Below are 22,428 nucleotides of genomic sequence, written 5' to 3'. Positions count from 1 at the left end.
AACAGAAACAGGAGAACACGCCATGAAACATTGTCTGAGAGTTGGAGTCGGCGGCCCGGTAGGCTCCGGTAAAACCGCCCTGTTGCGCCAGCTGTGCAAGGCCCTGAAAGACCACTACGACATCGCCGTAGTCACCAACGATATATACACCCGGGAAGACGCCGACTTCCTCCTGCGCCACGAAGCCCTGGATGCCGATCGCATCCTCGGCGTGGAAACCGGCGGCTGCCCGCACACCGCTATCCGCGAAGATGCCTCCATGAACCTTGCGGCCATCGACGACTTGCAAGGCCGCCACCCGAACCTGGAACTGGTACTGGTGGAATCCGGCGGCGACAACCTCTCCGCCACCTTCAGCCCGGAACTGTCCGATCTCACCCTGTACGTGATCGACGTGTCCGCCGGCGACAAGATCCCCCGCAAAGGCGGCCCCGGCATCACCAAATCCGACCTGCTGATCATCAACAAGATCGACATCGCCGAACAGGTGCACGCCTCCCTGGAGGTGATGGACCGAGACTCAAAGAAAATGCGCGGCGAACGCCCCTTCGTGTTCACCAACCTGTACGACGGAGTAGGGCTGGAAACAATCATCAGCTTCATTCTGGAGCGTGGCATGTTGCCTGAGCGCCGCCCCGGAAAAGTTGCTGAACCCGCCTGAACCAACTGATTAAACGATTAACGCACTACGGAGATACAACCATGAAACTACGCAACCAACTCGCCCTGACTGCCAGCCTGATCTTCGCCTCTGGCGCTGCCTGGGGGCACCCGGGGCATGAGGCCATTGGGGATGTTTTGCATATTGAGTATTTGGTGGCGGCTGGGGCTGCAGTGAGCATAGCGGTGTATGGGATGATGAATCGTAGGCGTAATGGGAGGAGCTGAATCAGTTGTCGCAGTTTTGTTTATACCTCTAGCAAAAGACTATGGGACGCAGAATGCTGTACCGCGTTGCAGTGCAGTATTCTGTTATCAAGATTTTATGATTTTTGTAACGAGAGCAGACAGATAGGTCTGAGATGGTCTAATGTAGGTAGCTAAATGCTACGGACGCGCTGACTATTAAGGATGACTGTAGATGGGGCTCTCAGACACCAAAAGGCCACTTGCAGAGATGCGATATTGCCTACTCCTCGTTTTGCCTACTTGTATTACGCAACTCCATTCGAAATTGAGCATTTAAGTCTAGTCGCATTACCCATCGCTCGCCCGCTTGCCCATGAGTTACCACTGTCGTAGATCGTTAAATAAGATCAAAAATTAATCTTGGGTAAATAGTTTCAGCCAGACATCGCTGTTTTAGTTCATCAAATTCACTAATAATATAACGTTATGGTGTTGGTTTTTTTATGAAGAATATACTGCATATTTCGGACTTTCATCTTTCTGGTGGACCTAATGGTCTTAGCCCTAAAATTGCTAAAGAGGTTGTAGGGGCGTTAAAAAAAGATGTTGACGAAATGTCTCTAGAGATGAATGGCTCAGTTGATACTATTTTCATAACCGGTGATCTTACTTTTTCAGGAAAAAAAGAAGATTTTGAGAAATTCAAAAGTATCGTTGTCGATGACCTTTCAGGTCACTTCGGTTTAGAGAGAGACGATATATTTATCGTTCCTGGAAATCATGACTGTGATAGAAGTTCTATCTCAAGGACAGAGAAACCTTTCAGAGACAAGCAGAGCTTCAAAGAAATAGACGAGTTGTGCAGCGATGTCCAACTGGAGAAAGAAGGTTGGCCACGAATAGAGGCATTTTATAATTGGTTTAATGATAACTTTAGGGAAAATAAAAATAGTATTTATAATTCTAAGTTGACTAATATTTATAAGATTTCAAATAATTTATTCGTTGTAGGTGTGAGCTCGGCGTGGTTGGCACAGGATGATGAAGATGAAGGTAAGCTTGTAATAGGTGCTTCTCAAATAAAGTTGATAAAAGAAAAGGTCCCAAAGTCAGCTGATATAGTCTTATTGATGCATCATCCGATTGATTGGTTGCACCCAGAAGAAATTAGTCGATTTTCTAATGTTGTTGAAAAGAGAGTTTGTGCTCTCTTCTTTGGGCATATGCATGAATTTGGGCAAAGCTTAGAAGCCAACTTCCAATATGATATAACGTTGAAGCTTCAGGCAGGAACTTTTGATTCAAGACATAAAAGTTCTGGGTACTCGTTGGTAAGCCTTCAAAAAGAAAATGATTTTTCTTATGGGGAGGTCTTTTACAGAAAATACAATGGACTTGAGCGAAGTTTTGAGTCGTGGATTGAGCGAGGAGAGAATGGCAGATTTTCTTTTTCGACGGTTGGAGACCTAACTTTTGATAAAGGTAAGTTTGCAAAGTCGTCATCGCTTAAGCTTCAAGAATTAAATGATGGTCTCATAGTGAATTTAGGGGTGTCGAAGTCCTCTAAAAAGAATATTTCTAGCTTATTCGTAGAGCCAAATTTATCAAAGCCGCACGCGTCAGGGTTAATAAAGTGTAAATCAGATTTTAGCAAGGTTTCTGAAATCGAGAGCTATGAAGGTGTTTGTTTCGTATTTGCTGGTCAAAATGAGGGGAAAAGTTTCTTTATTGATTATCTTTTAGCGAATGGATTGGAGCGTCAATCGAAGAGAGTTTTCGACAAGATTGTTATAAAGCTTGACGCTGAGGTTGGCGATCTTAAGGGTGAAGCTAAGATCTTAAAAAAACTATCTGGTTTCTATTTTGATGACGATATAAGTACTTCGTTCGAGAGTTTTGTTAAGCGCAGCATTAAGGCCGGTAATGCTATCATACTAATCGATAATATTTGTCGCTCAAAATTTAAGTTCGAAATTTTTGAGTTTGTTGAATCTTTTTCTGGGTGTAGTTTTATTTTTACTTGCAGTGCCAGTTCTGAAATGGAGTTGCTAGAAGATATTAGGGGGTTCGAACGAAATGATGTCGCTCTTGTTGGTTTGGGTGGCGCGAAGCGTAAGAATGTACGGCAAATGATTTCGAATTGGACGGCTTTATCACCTATCGGATCGGAAAAAGCAATCTATGATAGTTTGATGGGTGTAATAAATAAGTCTCAGCTGCCTCATAATAATTTCATTTATTCAATGTTGCTGGCAATTTATGAAAATGAAAAGGAGTTGAGTAAAATTTTTAATGAATCAGATATCATTGAAAATTTTATAGAAATTCTGCTTAGAAAACATAATATGAATACGCCTGCGGACAAGCCGCAATATAAGGACTTGCTGAGGTTCATGGCATTTCTTGCTAAGCATGCGATTCTTGATTCGATGTATGTTTTCTCAAAAAACGATCTTGTTGACGTGGCAAGAGACTATAATAAAAAAACATTCCATGATTTTTCTTATGAAGATTATTTTTATCCGCTGATAAATTCTGGGATATTGAAAAAGTCAGAGGGTGGTTTCGTATTTTCTCAAAGCTGTTTTATGAACTATGCTGCAGCTTATTACATGAGTATGGATTCAAATTTTAAAGATCATGTGGTGAACGATCTAAATTACCTAAAATACAATGGAATTATTGAATATTTTGCATGCCAGAATCCATCTAATCAAGAAGTATTAAAATTTGTCGCAGATAGGGTTGTAGAATTAAGGTGTGATATTTCGAAGTTGATGCTTGAGAAGTATTCGGTTGACGTTGAATCCATTGATTATGAAAATATTGATGATTTGTCCGTTTTGGACTTGGCGGCAAGTTCTGATGATTTCGAGAGTCAGTTAAGCTCTGTGAAGGCTGACCGGGAAAAGAATGATGAGATAATGGATGAAATCGCTCCGCTGAAATCGAATAGGGGCGCTGCCGACTCGAGTGCGCATGCCATTGACTTGGACGCACAGACGACTATTTCAAATTCGGAAAGCAAGTTGAGAGAAGCGGTCTCTCTCTATGGCAGGGTCCATAGGAATATGGAGGCACTGATAGATTCTGAGCTCGTAATAGAGCATTTTGGATATTTGATTGACTCATATCTCTATCTTGTTAAATTTAATTTAGCCAGAATGGATGATAATATTCTCATTCCCCTCATTGTTCCAATGTTAGATGACTACTTCAAATCTGAGAATGACGAATCTAAGTCCAAAGCTGAGCACATAAACGCTATTAAAGGCCTTATTTCACTAGTGCGAAGTATCGTTCCAAGCATGGTTCAGGCGCAAATGACTGAGGATCTTTCTTCGAAGAAGCCAAGAATTGTTAAGATAATAAATACTTACTCAGAGGACTGTGATGACGAGCTCTCATCAGTAATGCTCAAGTATGTGCTGATGGATTTAGAGAAGTTTGATTTCAAAAAAGATCTTTGGCCTATCGCTAAATCAAAAAGTAAATTAGTTAAAAATACTATTTTCTTTAAATTGGTCCAAATTCTCATGCTTGATCATGAGCTCAACTCAAATGATCGAAAGGTTATCGAAAAGTTTGTCAAAAAGTTGGTCGAAAAGAATAGAGATATATACCGAGATGTGTCGACAGTGAAATCGTTGAAAACCTTTAACGCTGTTTTAGGTTAATGCTGCTAGATTACGTTTTGTAAAGGGTGTTGTTTTTTTGGGAAGGATTTCTTCAAGGAGGCTGTCTTTTTACCGGTTAAATTTCATTGGCGGTTTTTGGCTTTAAAGGAACGCTCGTGATCTTATTGGGTCTAGAATCATAGCGTTTTCCTGATTTTCCGTTTAACGGACTGCGAAGCTTAGTGAGTAGTTCCGTTCGCGATGCGCTGGATCGATAAGAGGGCGGTGATTGGGGGGGCGAGCAACGTACCCCTGAAAAAAACTCCGCACCTCTTCGAGCCTGTGTGTGGCGGGCCGTTCAGGTGAATTTGGGCACCTTGGGTCGACTGCTGATTGCGCCAGAGGCGATGAGTTTCGGTCAGCAACTAGGCTTTGATCTGTTTAGAATTTTGCAGCTGCTTATCATTCTATGGCAGGCCTATTGAGCTCTAAGTCCGTGTGCCGCACCCGATCAATAATCCCACACAACGCATCCAACCCATCCGTCAGCGCAGCCGGCCCCGGCTGAAGAATCAGCGGTGACTTGATCTCATACAAGTGGCCGTTCCTCACTGCGGGAATGTCACTCCAACCGGGCCGCTCAGCCACCTGCTCCGGCCGGAACTTACGCCCGCACCAGGAACCGATGATGATGTCCGGTTGGCGCTGGATGACGTCCTCGGGATTCTCAATGATGCGTTCCCTGGCGCCGGGCTCGGCGGCCCGTTCCGGGAAGATATCCTCGCCACCGGCAATACCGATCAGCTCAGACACCCAGCCTATGCCGGTGATCATCGGGTCGCCCCATTCCTCGAAGTAGACCCGCGGGCGGTTAGGTCTCGCTCTTTCCGCTCTGATTCGTTCAACCCAGTCGGACAGCTCCTGCGCGTAGGCGTCGGTTCGGTCGGCGAGGCCCAGCATGCCGCCGAGGGTTCGGATCATGGATAGGATTCCGGCCACAGTGCGCTGGTTAAAGATATGCACGGCCACGCCACTGCGCACCAGTTCGGCGGCGATGTCGGCCTGCATGTCGGAGAAGCCCACTACCAGGTCTGGCTCCAGCTCCAGAATCTTCCCGATCTTGGCGGAAGTGAAGGCAGAGACTTTGGGTTTTTCCTTCCGGGCTCGCTCGGGCCTTACGGTAAACCCGGAGATGCCAACGATACGGTCCTCGGCGCCGATGGCGTAGAGGGTCTCGGTGGTTTCTTCGGTAAGGCAGACAATGCGTTGGGGATAATTCATAGGGATGCGGGCTCTAAATAATTGACGACACGGGACGCGAAGGATTTTACTAGGCTTTGCGGCATCATTTCTTTCATGATGGGAGAACGCTATGGCAGGTGGATGGTCACGGGATGGAGCGGTTCAGGATCAAATTGACGCCAGCGTCGACGACGAAGTGCAACGCGCACGGAGCCAGCTGGGTGACGGTGAGAGCGCGGTCTATTGTGACGAGTGTGACCAGGCGATTCCCGAAGCTCGCCGCCAGGCCATTCCGGGCGTTCGGCTGTGCATTGCCTGCCAGTCCGCTCTTGAAAAGCAGGAAGGGGCATCACGTGGCATTAATCGACGTGGCAGCAAAGACAGCCAGCTGAGGTGAATGCATTTCCCGCCCGCCATGTTTTATCGAATTAACGAACGCAGCGACAGGCTCTTATTATGCAGTTAGAAAAAGCAAAGAAGCGTATTGCAAAGCAGGTCAAGAAGGGCTTTCACGGCTATCCGTTAGTGTCGCTGGAGTATTTTGGTAAAGGGGGCGTGGGTAAAGCGCCGGATACAGCCACTGAAGTTGTTATTTCATTCACCGAGGAAGAGGGTGCAGAGCCGCAGAAGCAAGCGTTTGTGAGCAGCGGCGACGCCCGGGAAGATGAAACGATTCAATCCACTCTCCTGAAAATCATTGAGCGGGCGGATGCTAAAACGGTGACGGAGATCGACGGCGTTTCTAATCTCCCTTCATGAACTTCGCTATTACTTCGATCTTGACGCTATTTTCCGCCTGTATGTCGGAAAAGCCTAAAAGCAGGCTGGTTCGCCAGCGCCGGCGAAACCAGCCAATTCGCACTTAAGGTCATTGAGCGCTGAAGGGAACACAGGTCAATGGCTGGTAGACAGCTTTGGCAGCGTCACGTGAAAAAAGGATTTGATGTTGGCTTTCAATGACGCCGCCATCCGCGCGATGTGCTCACTACGCTGTTGCTTTGCAAGCTGGGTGTAGTAATTCATGTCTATAGTGCCGTCTTCGTTCAGTTTCGGAGCTTGGTAACTCATGATGCTGTGTCCTCGTTTGATAAGTGAGTCATTTCGATAGGGAGCATACTAATGAGTATGAGGCTGTTGAAAAAGCGATCGTTTCTCAGCAGACTGATGAATTAATCTCATCAATCGAGAAATGTTATGCGCCACCTGCCACCCCTCAATGCGCTTCGGGCATTTGAATCAGCCGCAAGGAACCTCAGCTTTGCCGCAGCTGGCAAGGAACTTTTCGTGACGGCATCGGCGGTCAGTCATCAAGTGAAGACACTTGAAGAGTACTTGGGTCTTTCACTTTTTAGCCGAAGCAAGCGAAAGGTGGCGTTGACCCCGGCAGGCGAGCAATACCTGACATCTGTCAGGCACGCGTTCGACGAGATTGAGATGGCCACCCAGCGACTGACTGAGAACCAGGAATCCAACGTGGTCAAGATCAGCGTTGCCCCCAACTTCCTCACCCGCTGGCTGATGCCACGCATGGCGCGATTCCAGGCCTTGTACCCGGATATTGAACTGGAAATTAACGCGTCCATGGGGCTGCTGGATTTCGATCGCACCAATACCGACATGGCGGTCTATTTCGGGAGTGGTGAATGGGACGACATCGAAGTGCATTTTCTGCGCAGAGTAATGCTGGTGCCGGTGTGTAGCCCGAAGCTATTGGACGGTGAGTTACCGCTGGAAAAGCCTGAAGACCTGGCTAAACACACGTTGATCTATGTCAGCAAGCGGAAGTGGGAGTGGGAGAACTGGCTGCAACAGGCAGGCATGGATTTTATATCCGCCCGGGGCAGTCTACAGATGTCCAGTGGGCAACTGGCCACGGCGGCGGCCCAGGAGGGCCTGGGAGTTGCGCTGGCTGATAGCACTCTGACGTCCCGTGAGATTAAATCGGGGCAGTTGGTGGTGCCTTTCGACATTAAGCTCGACACGAATCGGGCCTTCTATCTGGTCTACCGCAAACAACGTCCGCTGACCGTTGGGATGAAAGCCTTCAAGGAGTGGCTGATGAGCGAGATGTAGGGCAACCGAAAACTGGGGTTCAAAAACCGATACAGAGTCATCGCGGGTTTTGCGTTTGTGCAGGCTTCAGCGGGCGAACTCCCGTCAGAGCGGCGCCATGAATCAGGCCCAGATTAGCCAGTGGCTGCAGTCACAGGGTGTTCGTTAGGGCGTCGCTTGAGGCGCACTGTCTGATTTTCGAGTGTGGTTTTCCCAGCCTGTTCTAAACTTTAAAAACGACCATAGGCTGGCCCAGGGCCATGCTCCAGAAGGGGCTTGAACCTCCGGGCAGGAGGGCACCGATGAAAAGGCACCCAACCATCGTTAAGCCGGGTGATTATGAGAGTGCGCTGAGTGTAGTTGGTACCGAAGTTACTGTTCTCGCCGCAAAGAATGTCACACACGGGCAAGAGTTCACCTTTCAGCGTGGGGAGAAGGGCATGGGACCGCCCCCGCACAGTCATGAATGGGACGAAGCGTTTTTTGTCCTTGAGGGAAGCGTTGATTTCACTTGCGACGGCAAACGGGAAACCTGTGTTGCGGGCACTTTTGTTTTTGTGCCTGGCGGAACGGTGCACTCATTCGAGTATGGGCCGGATGGCGGCCAAATGCTGGAGGTGACTGGTTCAGGCAGTAAGGCCACCCAGATGTTTGCAGCGGTGGATAAAGAAATTCCCCCAGGCCCGCCGAACATTGAGACCATCACGGAAGTACTGAGTCAAAACGGCGTGACGTTGCACTTATAGAGCAAAGCCGCGACACATTCTCTTAAAATTTTATTGCCTGTGGGAAAACGGCGGAAAATCTGTTTCTCTGATGGATATAACACCATAGATTTGATTTACTGAATCAACTGGTTGTTCACCTGGCACCCAGGTAACCATCTCAGACCTTCCCATAGGTAACCTTTGTGAATAGGCATCTTTTGAACGGATTGGCAGCGCCGTTACAGATCGCGCTCCTGATCGCAGTGTTTGTTGTGCCTGGCGTCTCGCATGGCAGCACCAAACTGACGTTTGCGTTCAGTGAAAAATCAGCGCCATACAGTTCGTTGCTTGATGAGAAGGCCGTCGGGCTGTTCCCGGAACTGTTGCAATTGACGTTCGATTTTATTCCCGATTACACCGCGGCAGGTTTGGTGATGCCTTGGGCGAGGGCGCAATACAACGTCAGGCATGGCCTCAACGCTGGTTTTTTGACCTACCCGTCGGATAAGCGACAGGATTACGCAGTCTTTTCAGCGGAACCGCTCTTCACGCAGGACTTTGGTCATTTGGTTTACTCGGCGGACAATCCGAATATTGACGTGATCGAATCTGCGACTAGCTTTGCTGACCTGTCTGGCCTGGTAGTGATCGTCGAAAATGGGTCCAGGTGGGAAGATCAGAATATTCCCGGCTATCTGGAGCGTGTGCCTGGCCAGCACATGGATGCGATGATGCACCTTCTAATGCTGCGCCAGGTTGGGGATTTCCTGGTGCAGCCGGCGGAAGACGCCCGGCTTATTGCCCGACAACTTGGTTACGCGCAGAAGCTGAAAGTTCGCAAGGTCGATTTTATTCCAAACTCACAAATCCCCTTTCACATTGGCGTCTCACGAAAGCTTCCCTATGCCAGGGACGTGATCAAGCAGATTGATGCGGTCATGCAGAGCCCCGAGTTTGAGTCACAATCGAACGCCCTGATTGAAGGTTATCGATAACGCAGTGTTACTTCCTCCCTGCAGTCAGCACCACAGCTGGCTATAATGGCGCACTTTGAAGCAGCGCAGAGAATCCTATGCCAATCGAAAAGAATCAGGTGGTCTTGTTCCACTACAGTGTCCGTGATGAACAGGGCACCGAAGTTGAAAACTCCCGTGGCGGCGAGCCAAACGCTTACCTGCATGGCCACGGCGGCATTATTCAGGGCCTGGAAGAAGCCCTGGAAGGTCGCGAGGCCGGTGATACGTTCAGCGCCACCGTCACTCCGGAAAAAGCCTATGGTCCGCGTAAGCCCGATGCTATTCAGCGTGTGCCGATTAAGCATTTGATGGGGGCCAAGCGCTGGAAGGCGGGCATGATCGCCCAGGTGAAAACCGAGAAGGGCCCGCGCCATGTGCTCGTTGCCAAGGTCGGCCACAAGTTCGCCGATGTCGACACCAACCATCCGATGGCCGGTAAAACCCTGACCTTCGATATCGAAGTGATTGAAGTGCGCGCTGCCGATGCGGAAGAGCTGTCGCACGGCCATGTGCACGGGCCGGGTGGGCACCATCACTAACGGAATAGACCGAGCCTAGGGAGGGCGATCGTGCCGATCGGGGATCCAGACAGCTGGACGCTGTTGCAGAGCATTGGAGTTTTCGGTGTCTGTGCCTTGGTGATTGCGATCGCAGGCACTCGCATCACCCGCGTGGTCGACCAGCTGGCCGACCGGACCGGGCTGGGTGAGGCGACAGCGGGAGCCGTGCTTCTGGGGGCTGCGACCTCCCTGAGTGGTTCGGTGCTCTCGGTAACGGCCGCCTACCGGGGGCACCCGGAGTTGGCTGTGAGTAATGCCCTTGGGGGCATCGCGGTGCAGACCTTTTTCCTGGCCATTGCCGACATGGTCTATCGTCGTGCGAACCTGGAACACGCGGCTGCCTCAGCCCCTAACATGATGCAGAACGGACTGCTGATCGCGCTCCTGGCGTTGATCCTTTTAGCTCCGAACTTGCCGGAGGTGACTGTCTGGGGCATCCACCCGGTTACCCCGATACTGCTTGGCTTCTATGTCTACGGCACCCGGCTCATCCAGAGTGCTGGCAAGAAACCCATGTGGCGCCCGTCCATTACCGGTGAGACCCGGCAGGACGAGCCGGAAAGCGAGAGCCAGCTACCATCATTAAGCCGTCTATGGACAGAGTTCGCGCTGCTCATGGCAACGCTTGGAGCGGCTGGCCTGGTACTGGAGCCCGCCGCGACGACAATCAGCTCGGAAGCCGGGTTGAGCCAGACAATCGTCGGTGTTCTTCTGACCGCGGTCAGTACGTCCATTCCGGAGCTGGTCACGTCCGTTGCCGCAGTAAGGCGGGGTGCGCTCACACTCGCGGTGGCCGGTATCATCGGCGGGAACGCTTTTGATACGCTTTTCATGGCCGCCTCGGACATTGCCTACCGGGATGGCTCTCTTTACCACACGATGACCGCCGACTCGGAACGCTGGGTCGCACTGACTCTGTTGATGGCCGCCATTCTGATCATGGGGCTGATACGTCGGGAACGCTATGGCGTGGGACGAATCGGTTCAGAGAGTCTGGCCATTATGGTGCTCTACGTGCTTGGTGTGGTGTTGATGTTCACTGGCTGAGTGGGGCGTTCAACTGCAATTCTTTGAGGAGTAAAACTGCGATGAGCTGGGAAGGCAAAACCGCACCCGATTTCACACTGCAAGACCAGGAAAGCCAAGAGCATACTCTGTCGGATTATCAGGGGCAGAAGGTGTTGCTCTACTTTTACCCGCGTGATGCCACGCCTGGTTGTACCACCGAAGCCCAGCAGTTTCGGGATCGTTTGGACGAGCTCAAGAGTCACGGCGTGCAGGTACTGGGTGTAAGCCGGGACACGGTCAAGTCACATGAAAAGTTCGCTCTGAAAGAGTCGCTGAATTTCCCGATTCTGGCGGACCCTGAAGAAGTTGTGGTGAACCAGTACGAAGTGCTCAAGCAGAAGAATATGTACGGTAAACAGGTGATGTCTGTTAACCGGGAGTCTTTCCTGATTGATGAAAAGGGCGTGATTGTGCGCCATTACGGCAAGGTGAAACCGGCGGAGCATGTGCAGGAAATACTGGATGACCTGACGTAACGGTCGCCCTCTGCTCGTGGCCAGGGCCGGCCACGAGCATGGCAAGCTCAGCTCCGATCAAGTCACTCTTCTGCGCTCATCGACGACGATTCCATATCATCCTTTTTCTTCATGCCTGACTGGTCGCTCATTTCCGAATCATCTTGTCCTGCTGCATTCTCTTCATTGTATTTGGATTTTTTCGCCTCCTGGTGATGCTCGGAATCCTGGTTTTCGGATTTGGCATGGTTGTCCATATCCTGTTCGCCCAGATCCTTATTATCACTGCCGTGATGGGCGGCGAGCAGAGCGGTTGAGCCCAGGGCTATAGCGGGTGTGATCAAGGCATAAAACGCGAGTGCATGTAGCTTTTTCATGGCATTCTCCTTCGGACACGATGTCCCGATAGTTTATTAAGCTGGGCGTACGACATTGTGTTTGTCACCTCAGCATAGATGTTGCAGAGCGAAGGCCTCACTGACTAAATCCGTTCAACTGGAATAACTGAGCTTAGACCAAACCATGAACATCGGCGTTATCGCAGACACCCACAGCAAAATGCGCCCCGAGGCCCTTGAGGTTCTGAAAGGCTCAGATCTGATCCTGCACGCCGGTGACGTCGGGCGGGATGAGGTTCTGGAAGCGCTGGAAGCGATCGCGCCGGTGGTTGCAATTCGCGGCAACATCGATAAAACCGGCCGAGCTGCGACGCTTCCTGATGTTCTGGATCTGGAATACCTCGGCCACGCGTTCTACATGCTTCACGACGTCAAAACCCTCGACTTCGATCCCCAAGGCCGTTACCGCGTGGTGATTGCCGGCCATTCCCACAAACCCCGCAACGAGTGGATAGGCGACGTGCTCTTCTTCAATCCCGGCGGCGCCGGGCCGCGGCGCTTTACGCTGCCGATCACGGTAGGGCGGCTGCAGGTGAGCGAAGACGGTGTGGCGGGAGAGATTATTGAGTTGCCGGTTTGAGCTGGCTAGCTAATGTCACGTCTTTTCGCAGGCAGTTAATCAAGTGCCTCGGGACGTTCGCTTAGCGTGACGCATTCGGTAGCCATTGAAAGCAACCTGCTGCAAGATTGCGAGCTTCCCTTCAAGGATTGAAGGAGCAAAGGAGCAAAGGAGCATGGGAGCAAAGGAATGACGAAAAGCATCGTATTATTGGGCGACCTGGGCACGGATCACGCCGGTTTCCCGCCAACGCCGGTGATTGCCGGTTCCCCTGATGTGTTGATTGACGGCAAACCCGTTGCCCGCGTTGGCGATCCCCTCGTGCCACACACCAAGCCCAAGCATCCGACGCATCCCCGTACCATCGCTGCTGGCTCGTCCACCGTTCTGATTAACGGCATCCCCGCTGCCGTAACCGGCGGCGCGATTTCATGCGGCGGTGTCACCATCGGCAGTGGCAGCGTGGTCATTGGTGACACTCATTCGCCAGCCAGGTTCACCGGTAATTCTCCGAGTCCGGCAAAGCCAGCTACACGGGCAGAAGCCTCCTTTGCGCGCGCTTCTGCTGACCAAGCGTCGGAGCAGGTGCAGGCCGAGCAGGCCAGCGGGCTGGTTGGAAACGGCAGCAGTGTCGTTGCAGGAAGCTCGGCTGTGGCAGGCATGTCCGATGGGAATTCCAGTAAACAAACGCAGAACGCCAGTGTGGAGCCAGGTTTCCACGTAGTTCAACGCCCGATGAGCCGAAATGCCTTGTTGGCCTCGCTCTACGGCGACGCCTCGGCAAAGCCTGACAGCTTTGATCGATTGAACCCTGGCTTAGGCGACTCGGTGCTGCCCGGTGAGATGATTGTTTTGGGTGACCCAGAGGCCACGGCGTGTACCTTGGAAGAAACCGACCTGATGGCGGTGGCCGCGCAGGTGAATGCCCAGGTGCGGTCGCTTGATGAGGACGAGTCGCAGTTTCTCATCAAGCATTACGATCTGCTGGAAGTCATCACCTCGACAAGCTCAGCAGGGGTTGGCGCTGGGGCGGTAATGGTTTCCAAGCAGCTCGATCACATCAAAACGACGTTGATGGAGGTGGAGCGTCTCCACCAGGACAGCTACCGCAAGCATGGTCATCTGAATCATCAGGATTTCTTCGAAAAACGCCGGGCGCTTTTTAAGAAGCTGGATTTCGCATTGGGCAGTTTGGCAAAGCGGGGGATGTCTCTTGATGACGACCCAAAGCTTAAACGGGCATTGGGCCTCTCATCGAAGAGTATCGTTAGACATTGGAAAAAGGCTGGCGTTGGAAATATACCGGGTTATGCGACGCACTATGAAAGATTGGCGTCTGGGTCAAAATACGTAAGTAGGGTGGGTCACCTTGGCATTCTTCTGGATTCGTCGACGTCCGCGTTCAGAATCCATGAGGCTTGCACGGTGGGAACTGGCAAACAATGTCAGGTTGTGTCTTATCGGGAAGGCGGCAGATTGACCGGTTCTGTTGCGGGCGGCGCTATTGGTTCAGGTGCTTCTCTAGTGTGTCTGGCTTTTGCAATCACATCGGCTGGCGTAGGTGGTGTGGCCTGTGCAGTTATTGTCGGTGGTCTTGGTGCTGCGACTGGAGGCAATATCGGTGCAGACGAGGGAGAGCGATTTGGCGAAGTGTTGAGGGAAACCATTCATGAGTGAGGAACGATTGGTCGCACTGGCTGAGGTGACAGGTGTTATCTCCTTGATAGGTGGTTTCATTCTACTCCTATTGATGGTCACTCTTTTCTTCCGAAAAACCGCGGAAGTGGAGCACCGCATTGCCACGCCCGGAAAACAGTTGGAGTTCATTCGGCTCATTTGGGGCAATGGTCCTATTGGTCGCTGGATGAGGGTTATGCATGTCTACGCTTTCTTTGCGTTCCGCAACCTCCCACGCATTGGGCCGCGTATTGAGGCCAGAATGGGAGATGAGCAAGAGCCACTGCCACTTTCTCTGAAGCTTTGGGTGCTATTGCCATTCACCGTGTTCGCGGTTTTCATGTTCCTGTTTTTTCTGTCAGGTTGGTATCTTGGAACGTTCGACTAGCCAATACGCGGATCGTGAAATCGGATTATTGGGCAACAAAGGCCGAAACAACCGTAGCTCCTGTTTTCTCGATCAGCTCTTGTGCCGAGGTGGCATAATTCAGCCTCCCAACACCATCAACGGAGCGAATCCATGCCTCTTGCTGAAAAGATCTGCCTTTCTGCGGCGTTTTTGTTTTTCATGATCTTGCTGATTGTTGGGGAAGTGGGCGGGGCACTCGTGCTGGGCACGGGTGCGATGCTGGGGATCTGGAGCAGTTAGGGCGTAGCAAGGCTTGGGCAGGCTTTCTGGTATCATGCGCGTTTAAACGCCTTCACAGGAAAGCCTTATGTCTCAACTTCCGCCGTGCCCCCAATGCGGTTCCGAATACACCTACGAAGATGGTGAACAGATGGTGTGCCCCGAGTGCGCCCACGAGTGGAATAAAACTGAGACGGCTGCCGCAGAAGCCGCGAGCCTGATTCGCGATGCTAACGGCAACGAGCTGCAGGACGGCGACACAGTTACCGTAATCAAGGATCTGAAGGTCAAAGGGTCCAGTTCCGTGGTCAAGGTCGGCACCAAGGTAAAGAACATTCGCCTGGTAGACGGCGACCATGACATCGATTGCAAGATCGACGGTATCGGCGCCATGAAATTGAAGTCGGAGTTTGTGAAAAAGGTTTGACGAGTTGATGAAAACGGTCGGTCGAGCGAGTGTGGTTGCGTTGCTTTTGGCGGTAGCCAGCCCGAGCATTGCTGAGATCTACAAGTGGGTGGATGAAAACGGCAAGGTTCATTTCAGCGACCGGAAAAATCACAGCGTTAAGCAGGAAGTGGTCAAGGTAAAGCCAAGCGCCTCCGACTGGTCAGGTTTTGATATCCAGATCAAAGCGGTTGATGTGGCGTTGAGCGAGCAGGAGCACCAGCAGATCGAAGACGGCGTGAACAACGTTTACGAGTTTTTTGATCGGGTGATGTTCTTTGATATGTACAAGACAGTGCCCGTGAACATATTGATTTTTAAAGGTGTGGGGGAATACCAGCAATACCTGGCCAGCCTGGGCAATGGCTGGATGATGGCTTCGTATGGCGTGTACATACCTGGCAGGCAACAGATCGTTGTCTATGTGCAGGAGGACAGAAACCGCACGTTCGAAACGATCAAGCACGAGGTCAGTCACGCGGTGCTAGATACCATTGTTCCCTACGCGCCGACCTGGCTGCACGAGGGGCTTGCCGAACAAATGGAGATGCTGGAGCGCGATCACACCGGGTTGTACTTCAAGCGCCATGCCGAGAATGCCTGGTTCGTCGCCAGGGCCCGCGAAGATGGCCGTTTAAAGGATATTGATCAGCTTTTGAAAATGCAGAGCAACAAGTGGCGGCATTCGGATCAATCAGGGCAGGGCTACGTGCGGGCCCAGTCCGGCCAGTTTGTGTCGTTCCTGCTCGCCAAACCAACCCGGCGGAATTTTCTGGTGCGGCTGATGCACAACTTCAACCGGGGCGATCGAACCCTGGCCTATTACCTGGTGGATGACAATTACACGGGCGGGGTGAAGGTGCTGGAATCAGACTGGCGGAGCTGGTTGTACCGTCAGGGTGAGAGCATTGTTCGGCTTTGACTCCAGCACTTGTTTCCAAACGAGAACGCACGATTGCTGGCAAGGGGTCAGAGCCCCTTGTCAGCAACCTGTTTAACGGGGAGCCATTCGGTCTCGCCCTCAATAAGACTTTTTTTGTCTCCAATTTGAATGGGGATCTGCCAGCGCTTGATCACACTAGGCTGGGATGGATTTTCCACCCGGTTGGAATAGCCTGCTCGCGGTTCAATCCAGCCGTAACTCTTGCCGCCTGAAACCTGTGCCCAACTAGCTTCCGCGGCGTCGGTGTTTTCGACAAACGAAGGAGCGCCTGCTGGGGCAGCACTGGCCCAGGTTTGGCTGTGGCGGTTCACGTCCACGCCCTGTTGCGAGAAACGCAGGAAGGGTTCGCCTTGCTCGCCCATCAGGGTGAGCGGCGAATCGCCGTTATAGGACAGGAACAGACCCGGGCGGGAACTGCCGGGCATGGCGCGCACCAGAGCCTGGCCTTTCAATGCACCGAGATCGGCAACTTTTGCCTGGATGATGCCTGCGGCATTGGGGCGATACTCGAAATGGCCGGAGATCGTGCTTTGCGTATCTCCAAGCTGTACGGGAATCGACCATGTTCCGATGGGCGCGGGTTCACCGCCGTCGACCACCTGGTGAGGGACATCAACTCCGTCGGTGCGCAGCCGAAGATCAAACCAGCCCCAGTTCGGGGTGGTCTCAACCACAGCCCAGCGCGGGTTTTCAGACGCTTCTGCGGGAATCGCACCGGGCGCCATGATGGTGTTGGTGCGGTGGAACTCAGCGGCGCCCAGATCGCCCTTGGCCTTGTCAGGGCCAATGCGCAAAAAGGGCCTGCCGTTTTCATCCTCTACAATCAGCATCTTGTCGGTAGGGTTGCCCACGAGCAGCTGCGGCGCAAGGGTTCTGCGCAATTGCACGCGCAGATCCGACAGTTCCGGCGGTATCGGATCGAGCACGGCATGCACGCTGCCTTTGTCTTCGCCAGAGTTTTCACCATGGCCATGAGCAAAGGCTGTCCACAGCAGGGTGAGGGCAGCGGTTAACAGGGCGACGTAGCGCCGGCCCCGAAGGGGCCGGCTAAGGTTAAGGCAACGCATTACTGGCCGTCGACTTGATTGGTGAAGTCAACCAGCAGGTTCTCCGTCACTCCTGGCAGGCTGGCGATGGTGTCCCCAAGGACTGAGGTACCACCATCAACCGCAACGCCAAGTTCGTTCAGCAGTTGCGGTGAGCCGTCCCGAAGCTGACCCAGTGTCGGTACGGCGCTGGTGGCACCTGAACCCAGATCGAAGATCGGATCCAGCAGCGATCCACCGTTGTTGCCGCTGTTCAGCAGGCCGCCGACCAGGCCACCAATCAAGCCGCTATCGTCGCCATCTCTTTCAGGAGCTGGCTCAAGCTGAGTGACAAGCGGGCTGCCTGAATCGCTGGGATTAGCGATCACGCTGACCGGTGTAGAAGTCGAGGGCAAGCGCATACCGTCTTCGGCTTCATAGCTGACAAACAGCATGTATTGTCCCGCTGGCAGCACCGCACGGTTGCCCGTCATCTTCACTCTCACCTTCTTGTTTCTGCGATCGACGATCGGCAGTTCAACGGCGCGCTGGTCGCCATCAATCAGGTGCGTTGTGGCCTTGCGGCGGATGAGCATAACCTGGTCGATGTCTGACCGGTCTGTGCGGATGTCGAAAACGCCGCCATTGGTTAGCAGCGCAACAGGCGCTTTCTCAATCACCGGACGATCGTCACGGGTTGCGTACGGGGGCGTGTAGATCTCGAATGACGGATCGCGCCCGGCATAGTCTGCAAAGCCCAGCTCATCGAGGTTGATGAACGATGCGTAGGCGGTGTTGATAGGCGAGTGGCCGCCGATCAGTACACGTCCATCCGGCATCAGCACAGCGGTGTTGTGATAGGTGCGTTCACGGTTTGCTGAGGCCATTGGCTCCCAGGTTTCGGTTTCGATGTCGAAACGCTCGGATTGGATGATGGCACCTTCCAGACCGGTTGCGACCACACCATCACGCGTGCCACCAGAGAAGACCATAACGCTGTTGTCCGGCATCATGACGCCTGAGCCGTACCAGCGTGGCTGGTTGAGCGAGCCCGTCAAGCGCGACTCATACGCCATGTCGTCACCGTTTGTGGCAACGGTATCGATGCGCGACGATGAGACCGGCAGATAGCCGCCCGGGCTGCCGGCTGCAACATATGTTGGTACGCCGCCTGCCGTCAGGAATTCAGAGGTGTGGTAACCACCATTTGCGTCCGGACGCAGCGGTAGCTGGATCGAGAAGGTGGAACCGCGCATGCCGGCGCCTATGGCACGCTCAAGTGAGCGATCATCAACGGGGGTTTCGAGCAGCTGCCCGATCGCCGCGGTCGGGTCGCTGAGGGTCTGACCCACCAGATCGCCCAACAGGTTCTGCACCTGATCCGGGTCCATATTCGTCGGGTTTAGAGTGGTGCTCAGCTCTGACAGCCCCAGCTCATTAACGCGAAGTGGCAGGCCGGCATAGCCCAGATCCGTCCACCGTTTGGTTTCAGGATTATAGGTTCCAACGATGTTCCAAAGTGCCTGATCGTAAGCCTGGCCGAAGGGGTTGAAGGCCTGGCCGCCGGCGTTGTAGTAAACATGGCCGTTAGGCAGCAGGTGCATCCGTGGGAAAAGTGGAAGCGAGCGCTGCGCCGCTGAACCGTTGTTGCTCCAGGTGCCGTTTTCAGCATCGTAGGTCTCGGTCTGCGCTACGTTTCGGCCGGATTGGATCGGGTCTTCCGGGTAAACTGGCTTGAGCAACTTGGTGACACCACTGGCGACAAAAATATCGCTGTTGGCCAGGCTGACCAGGCTCGGATACCAGCGACCAAATTCCATGTCGCCACTCTGGGACCAGGTGTTGGTCGCAGGGTCGAAAATGCGGGAAGCCTTCAGGCCTTCGAGTTCCACAACACCCACCGGCAGGCCATCAATGCCTGGCTCGGAGTAGTAGTCGGTACCGCCTACGGCCATCATTCTGCCATCCGGCAGAAACACCACATCCGCGCAGAAAAGCGCGCCGTCGTTAATGTCGGTATTGTCAGCGGTGTCCAGCAGGCCACCGGTCAGTGTGGTGCTGTCATTTCCGTCGGGGTTGGCGCCGCCGTCAATGGGGGAGGGCTTTACCCAGCTGGCCTGATCGTTGCCGTCCAGAGTCATAACGCGGGACTGATCGTTTACAGAGACCTCGCCGAACTGGGCAATAACCGCCAGCTCTGCGTTTTCTGTTCCTTCCAGTGCATTCAGGTAAAGGAAGCGGCCGTCGCCAAGCACGGCAATGGTGCCTGCTGCTGGTTTGCATTGAAGGCTTCCGCTGGCATCAACAATGCACCGGTCACTTGTCGCAATCTGGGCACCATCCACCTGAATGGTGGGCTCTGCAAAAGGATCGCTAAAGAAGCCAACGTTGCCATTCACTTCAGATGGCTGTCCATCGCCTGCACTGCTGCCATCACCCCCGAGTAAACCACCTAAAAGCCCGGCATGGGCCGGCATTGCTCCCGCGATGACAAGTGTTATTGCTGACGTTAACGCTGCTCTCTTGTATCTTTTGTCGAGTCGCATTCCGCTGTCTCCTGGCTGAGGCCGCTTTTCAACGGTTCGGCCATTTTATTGTGTTTGTCGTTAGGCCTATCAGACTTAACGCCCACTCCTGCTACGGGGTAGGCTGCGGCAGAGATGCAGAAAATTTCACATTTTTTTTAAATTCGCGCACAAAGCAGGTCTGTGTTGATCTCGCTGATCGATTTGGCGCCTGTGAGCACCATGGCAACCCGCATTTCCTTCTCGATCAACTCCAGCAGGTTGCTGACACCGGCCTGGCCGTCGACCGACAGAGCGTAGATAAAGGCGCGGCCGAGCAAGGTGCAGTCGGCACCCAGCGCCAGCATGCGTACTACATCAAGGCCGGTGCGGATGCCGGAATCCACCAGGATTTTCAGGTCGCCTTTGACCGCATCGGCAATGGCCGGTAACGCGCGGGCGCTGGACGGAACGCCGTCGAGCTGACGACCGCCGTGGTTCGATACCACGATGCCGTCGGCACCGAAGCGAACGGCATCGCGGGCATCCTCCGCATCCAGAATGCCTTTAATGACCATCGGGCCATCCCAGAACTCGCGAATCCACTCCAGATCTTTCCAGGAGATGGACGGATCGAAGTTGTTGCCCAGCCAGCCAATGTAATCTTCCAGGCCAGTGGTTTGGCCGCGATAGGCGGAGATGTTGCCCAAATCGTGCGGCTTACCGCGCAGACCAACGTCATAGGCCCAACGCGGGTGTGTCATTGACTGCAGGTAGCGGCGCATGGCCGCGTTGGGACCGCTCATGCCGGAGTGCGCGTCCCGGTAACGGGCACCGGGGGTCGGCATGTCGACGGTGAACACCAAAGTGGTGACGCCGGCGGCCTTGGCGCGCTCCAGGGCGTTTTTCATGAATCCGCGATCTTTCAGCACATAGAGCTGGAACCACATGGGGCGGTTGATAGCCGGAGCAACTTCTTCAATCGGGCAGACCGAAACCGTGGACAGGGTAAAGGGAATGCCCTTGTCCGCCGCTGCGCGCGCTGCCTGCACCTCGCCTCTGCGGGCGCACATGCCGGCGAGGCCTATCGGCGCAAGAGCCACTGGCATGCTCAGGGTTTCGTCGAACAGCCGGGTTTCCAGGCTGAGGTCTTCCATGTTTTTCAGCACCCGCTGACGCAGGCCAATGTCGGCCAGATCCGCGACGTTGCGCTTGAGCGTGTGCTCGGCGTAAGCGCCGCCATCGACATAGTGGAACAGGAAGGGCGGCAAGCGGCGCTGGGCGGCGGCGCGGTAGTCGGTCGAGGCTGAAATGATCAACGCGGATTCCTCATGAGTTGTTGAACGTGCCACGGTCGGCAAGCGTAAATTGGTAATACCAATTTACAGGTTTTAAGCGAATAGATTAGAAAAGCATCAATGCCATGTCAAACATTGAAGATGTAGACTTTCGTTCAGAAACTGACATTTCGGTTGATCAAAAGAAAGTCAATGGTTACTCTTTTTGTAAATTGGTAAGACCAAAGGTTCGGCAATGGAAATGGGGCATATTCGCCAACATCGGCTCTCCGACAATATTGTCGAGGAGCTGGAAACCATGATTCTGGAAGGCACATTGCAGCCGGGACAGCGTTTGCCGGCCGAGCGTGCGCTGGCGGAGCGGTTCGGCGTGTCGAGGCCGTCGGTACGGGAGGCGGTGCAAAAACTGGTGGCCAGGGGGCTGCTCATCAGCCGCCAGGGTGGCGGTAACTATGTCAGTGACTCACTGGGTTCGAGTTTTAGTGATCCGTTGCTGGCTCTGATTGAAGGCCGCCCCGAAGCCCAGCACGACTTGCTGGAGTTTCGCCATACCCTGGAAGCCGACTGCGCCTACTACGCCGCCCGGCGCGCCACAGACCTTGACCGCGCGCAGTTGCAGAGCGCCTTTGACGAGCTGCAGGTCTGCTACGCACGTGAGGGTAAGGCAACGCGCGCTGAAGAAGGCGCCGCCGATGCGCGTTTTCACCTGGCGATTGCCGAGGCCAGCCACAACTTCGTGCTACTGCACACCATTCGCGGCCTGTTTGACCTGCTCAAGCGCAGTACGGTGACCAATATCGGGGGCATGTATGAGCTGCGCAGTGAGACCCGGCAATCGCTGGTGGCACAGCACCAGGCTTTGTTCGACGCCATCATGGAAGGCCGCGCCGATGATGCCCGGCGCATCGCCGGCGAACACATCAGCTACGTGCAGGGCATGTTGGAAGAACGTGAGGAAGAAAGCCGCCGGCTGGCCCGCGCTCAGCGGCGCGAGCGGCCGGACAGTCGCTGAACGCGAATCTGGCTTAGTGGAGGCCTACGTTAGAGCGGAGTCTCTGATCAAACCATTGTTAGCTGGCATCACGCTGGTCCGCAGCATTCACGCCGGCACAGCATTCCTCGCGCAGGAAGCCAATTAGGTTCTCCAGATGCTGATATTCGGGGATGCAGATGATGGTGCGGCTGTGCTTCTCCTGCCGGATCAGGCCAACCTTCGCCATTCGCGCCAGGTGGTGCGACAGTGTCGAGGCCGGAATGCCCAGTTCTCTTTGAATATCACCTACTGAAGCACCCTCATGCCCAGCTCTTACCAGGAAGCGAAACACCGACAAGCGATGGCTGTTACCTAACTCGGCTAAGCTGGCGGCGACGTTTTCGTGATCCAT

Annotated in this window: 24 protein-coding genes; 17 read left to right on the top strand and 7 right to left on the bottom strand. The window is 53.4% G+C overall.

Features of this window, described 5'->3' with window-relative positions:
• Positions 1-22: 22 nt before the first annotated feature.
• Together ureG and QUE89_RS13755 are read left to right on the top strand one after the other, a co-directional pair.
• Positions 23-661, top strand: coding sequence for an urease accessory protein UreG (gene ureG, locus QUE89_RS13760; RefSeq protein ID WP_286220643.1), 639 nt, complete (start codon positions 23-25; stop codon positions 659-661).
• Positions 662-1,352: 691 nt separating this feature from the next.
• Positions 1,353-4,526: a metallophosphoesterase gene (locus QUE89_RS13755; RefSeq protein WP_286220642.1), complete on the top strand. Its 3,174-nt coding sequence runs from the start codon at positions 1,353-1,355 to the stop codon at positions 4,524-4,526.
• A gap of 402 nt (positions 4,527-4,928) precedes the next feature.
• On the opposite strand, the gene QUE89_RS13750 is transcribed toward QUE89_RS13755, so the two are convergent.
• The gene (locus tag QUE89_RS13750) at positions 4,929-5,747 is read right to left on the bottom strand and encodes a cobalamin-binding protein (protein WP_286220641.1); all 819 of its coding nucleotides are present in this window, start codon (positions 5,745-5,747) and stop codon (positions 4,929-4,931) included.
• Positions 5,748-5,838: 91 nt separating this feature from the next.
• Here QUE89_RS13750 and QUE89_RS13745 point away from each other — a divergent pair, with 91 nt between their 5' ends.
• Positions 5,839-6,105 carry a DksA/TraR family C4-type zinc finger protein gene (locus QUE89_RS13745; protein WP_286220640.1) on the top strand — a complete coding sequence of 89 codons (267 nt, stop codon included), beginning with the start codon at positions 5,839-5,841 and terminating at the stop codon, positions 6,103-6,105.
• 59 nt (positions 6,106-6,164) lie between these two features.
• The gene (locus QUE89_RS13740; protein ID WP_286220639.1) at positions 6,165-6,467 is read left to right on the top strand and encodes a hypothetical protein; all 303 of its coding nucleotides are present in this window, start codon (positions 6,165-6,167) and stop codon (positions 6,465-6,467) included.
• 135 nt (positions 6,468-6,602) lie between these two features.
• Here QUE89_RS13740 and QUE89_RS13735 read toward each other — a convergent pair whose 3' ends face one another.
• Positions 6,603-6,776 (bottom strand): RSP_7527 family protein, encoded by a 174-nt coding sequence (locus tag QUE89_RS13735; RefSeq protein WP_286220638.1) that lies wholly within the window; start codon positions 6,774-6,776, stop codon positions 6,603-6,605.
• 126 nt (positions 6,777-6,902) lie between these two features.
• Here QUE89_RS13735 and gcvA point away from each other — a divergent pair, with 126 nt between their 5' ends.
• The 6 genes from gcvA (at position 6,903) to bcp (ending at position 11,587) form a co-directional block, all read left to right on the top strand.
• A complete protein-coding gene (gene gcvA / locus QUE89_RS13730; RefSeq protein WP_286220637.1) occupies positions 6,903-7,781 on the top strand; it encodes a transcriptional regulator GcvA in 879 nt (292 codons plus the stop codon).
• A gap of 281 nt (positions 7,782-8,062) precedes the next feature.
• Positions 8,063-8,506 carry a cupin domain-containing protein gene (locus tag QUE89_RS13725; RefSeq protein WP_286220636.1) on the top strand — a complete coding sequence of 148 codons (444 nt, stop codon included), beginning with the start codon at positions 8,063-8,065 and terminating at the stop codon, positions 8,504-8,506.
• Positions 8,507-8,670: 164 nt separating this feature from the next.
• A complete protein-coding gene (locus QUE89_RS13720; protein ID WP_286220635.1) occupies positions 8,671-9,462 on the top strand; it encodes a substrate-binding periplasmic protein in 792 nt (263 codons plus the stop codon).
• Positions 9,463-9,539: 77 nt separating this feature from the next.
• A complete protein-coding gene (locus QUE89_RS13715) occupies positions 9,540-10,022 on the top strand; it encodes an FKBP-type peptidyl-prolyl cis-trans isomerase (RefSeq protein ID WP_286220634.1) in 483 nt (160 codons plus the stop codon).
• A 30-nt stretch (positions 10,023-10,052) separates the two neighbouring features.
• Positions 10,053-11,090 (top strand): sodium:calcium antiporter, encoded by a 1,038-nt coding sequence (locus QUE89_RS13710; RefSeq protein ID WP_286220633.1) that lies wholly within the window; start codon positions 10,053-10,055, stop codon positions 11,088-11,090.
• 41 nt (positions 11,091-11,131) lie between these two features.
• Complete coding sequence (gene bcp, locus QUE89_RS13705) at positions 11,132-11,587, top strand: thioredoxin-dependent thiol peroxidase (protein ID WP_286220632.1); 456 nt, start codon at positions 11,132-11,134, stop codon at positions 11,585-11,587.
• Between the two features lie 62 nt (positions 11,588-11,649).
• Here the strand turns inward: bcp and QUE89_RS13700 are convergent, their stop codons facing one another.
• Complete coding sequence (locus QUE89_RS13700; RefSeq protein WP_286220631.1) at positions 11,650-11,943, bottom strand: hypothetical protein; 294 nt, start codon at positions 11,941-11,943, stop codon at positions 11,650-11,652.
• A gap of 145 nt (positions 11,944-12,088) precedes the next feature.
• Here QUE89_RS13700 and QUE89_RS13695 point away from each other — a divergent pair, with 145 nt between their 5' ends.
• The 6 genes from QUE89_RS13695 (at position 12,089) to QUE89_RS13670 (ending at position 16,195) form a co-directional block, all read left to right on the top strand.
• Positions 12,089-12,544 carry a metallophosphoesterase family protein gene (locus QUE89_RS13695; RefSeq protein ID WP_286220630.1) on the top strand — a complete coding sequence of 152 codons (456 nt, stop codon included), beginning with the start codon at positions 12,089-12,091 and terminating at the stop codon, positions 12,542-12,544.
• A gap of 168 nt (positions 12,545-12,712) precedes the next feature.
• Entirely contained in the window at positions 12,713-14,200 is a 1,488-nt protein-coding gene (locus QUE89_RS13690) for a type VI secretion system PAAR protein (protein ID WP_286220629.1), read from the top strand.
• The gene (locus QUE89_RS13685) at positions 14,193-14,588 is read left to right on the top strand and encodes a hypothetical protein (RefSeq protein ID WP_286220628.1); all 396 of its coding nucleotides are present in this window, start codon (positions 14,193-14,195) and stop codon (positions 14,586-14,588) included. The genes QUE89_RS13690 and QUE89_RS13685 overlap by 8 nt, the downstream gene beginning before the upstream one ends.
• Positions 14,589-14,720: 132 nt before the next feature.
• On the top strand, positions 14,721-14,849 hold the full coding sequence (locus tag QUE89_RS13680) for a hypothetical protein (protein ID WP_286220627.1): 129 nt from the start codon (positions 14,721-14,723) through the stop codon (positions 14,847-14,849).
• A gap of 67 nt (positions 14,850-14,916) precedes the next feature.
• Positions 14,917-15,255, top strand: a complete 339-nt coding sequence (locus QUE89_RS13675; RefSeq protein ID WP_041339467.1) for a zinc ribbon domain-containing protein YjdM — start codon at positions 14,917-14,919, stop codon at positions 15,253-15,255.
• A gap of 7 nt (positions 15,256-15,262) precedes the next feature.
• Positions 15,263-16,195, top strand: a complete 933-nt coding sequence (locus QUE89_RS13670; RefSeq protein WP_286220626.1) for a DUF4124 domain-containing protein — start codon at positions 15,263-15,265, stop codon at positions 16,193-16,195.
• Between the two features lie 47 nt (positions 16,196-16,242).
• Here QUE89_RS13670 and QUE89_RS13665 read toward each other — a convergent pair whose 3' ends face one another.
• From QUE89_RS13665 to lldD, 3 genes are all read right to left on the bottom strand, one after another.
• Positions 16,243-17,283, bottom strand: coding sequence for a hypothetical protein (locus QUE89_RS13665; protein WP_286220625.1), 1,041 nt, complete (start codon positions 17,281-17,283; stop codon positions 16,243-16,245).
• On the bottom strand, positions 17,283-19,787 hold the full coding sequence (locus QUE89_RS13660; RefSeq protein WP_286220624.1) for a galactose oxidase early set domain-containing protein: 2,505 nt from the start codon (positions 19,785-19,787) through the stop codon (positions 17,283-17,285). Before QUE89_RS13660 ends, QUE89_RS13665 begins: the two co-directional genes overlap by 1 nt.
• A gap of 137 nt (positions 19,788-19,924) precedes the next feature.
• Positions 19,925-21,064: an FMN-dependent L-lactate dehydrogenase LldD gene (lldD, locus tag QUE89_RS13655; protein WP_286220623.1), complete on the bottom strand. Its 1,140-nt coding sequence runs from the start codon at positions 21,062-21,064 to the stop codon at positions 19,925-19,927.
• A 214-nt stretch (positions 21,065-21,278) separates the two neighbouring features.
• Between lldD and QUE89_RS13650 the strand changes: the two genes are divergently transcribed.
• Positions 21,279-22,055, top strand: coding sequence for an FCD domain-containing protein (locus tag QUE89_RS13650; RefSeq protein ID WP_286220622.1), 777 nt, complete (start codon positions 21,279-21,281; stop codon positions 22,053-22,055).
• Between the two features lie 58 nt (positions 22,056-22,113).
• On the opposite strand, the gene QUE89_RS13645 is transcribed toward QUE89_RS13650, so the two are convergent.
• The gene (locus QUE89_RS13645) at positions 22,114-22,428 is read right to left on the bottom strand and encodes an ArsR/SmtB family transcription factor (protein ID WP_286220621.1); all 315 of its coding nucleotides are present in this window, start codon (positions 22,426-22,428) and stop codon (positions 22,114-22,116) included.

The organism is Marinobacter sp. LA51, assembly GCF_030297175.1.
Lineage (GTDB): Bacteria > Pseudomonadota > Gammaproteobacteria > Pseudomonadales > Oleiphilaceae > Marinobacter > Marinobacter apostichopi.
The sequence above is the reverse complement of the archived record's forward strand: the minus strand, read 5'-3'. Positions and strand labels throughout refer to the sequence as shown.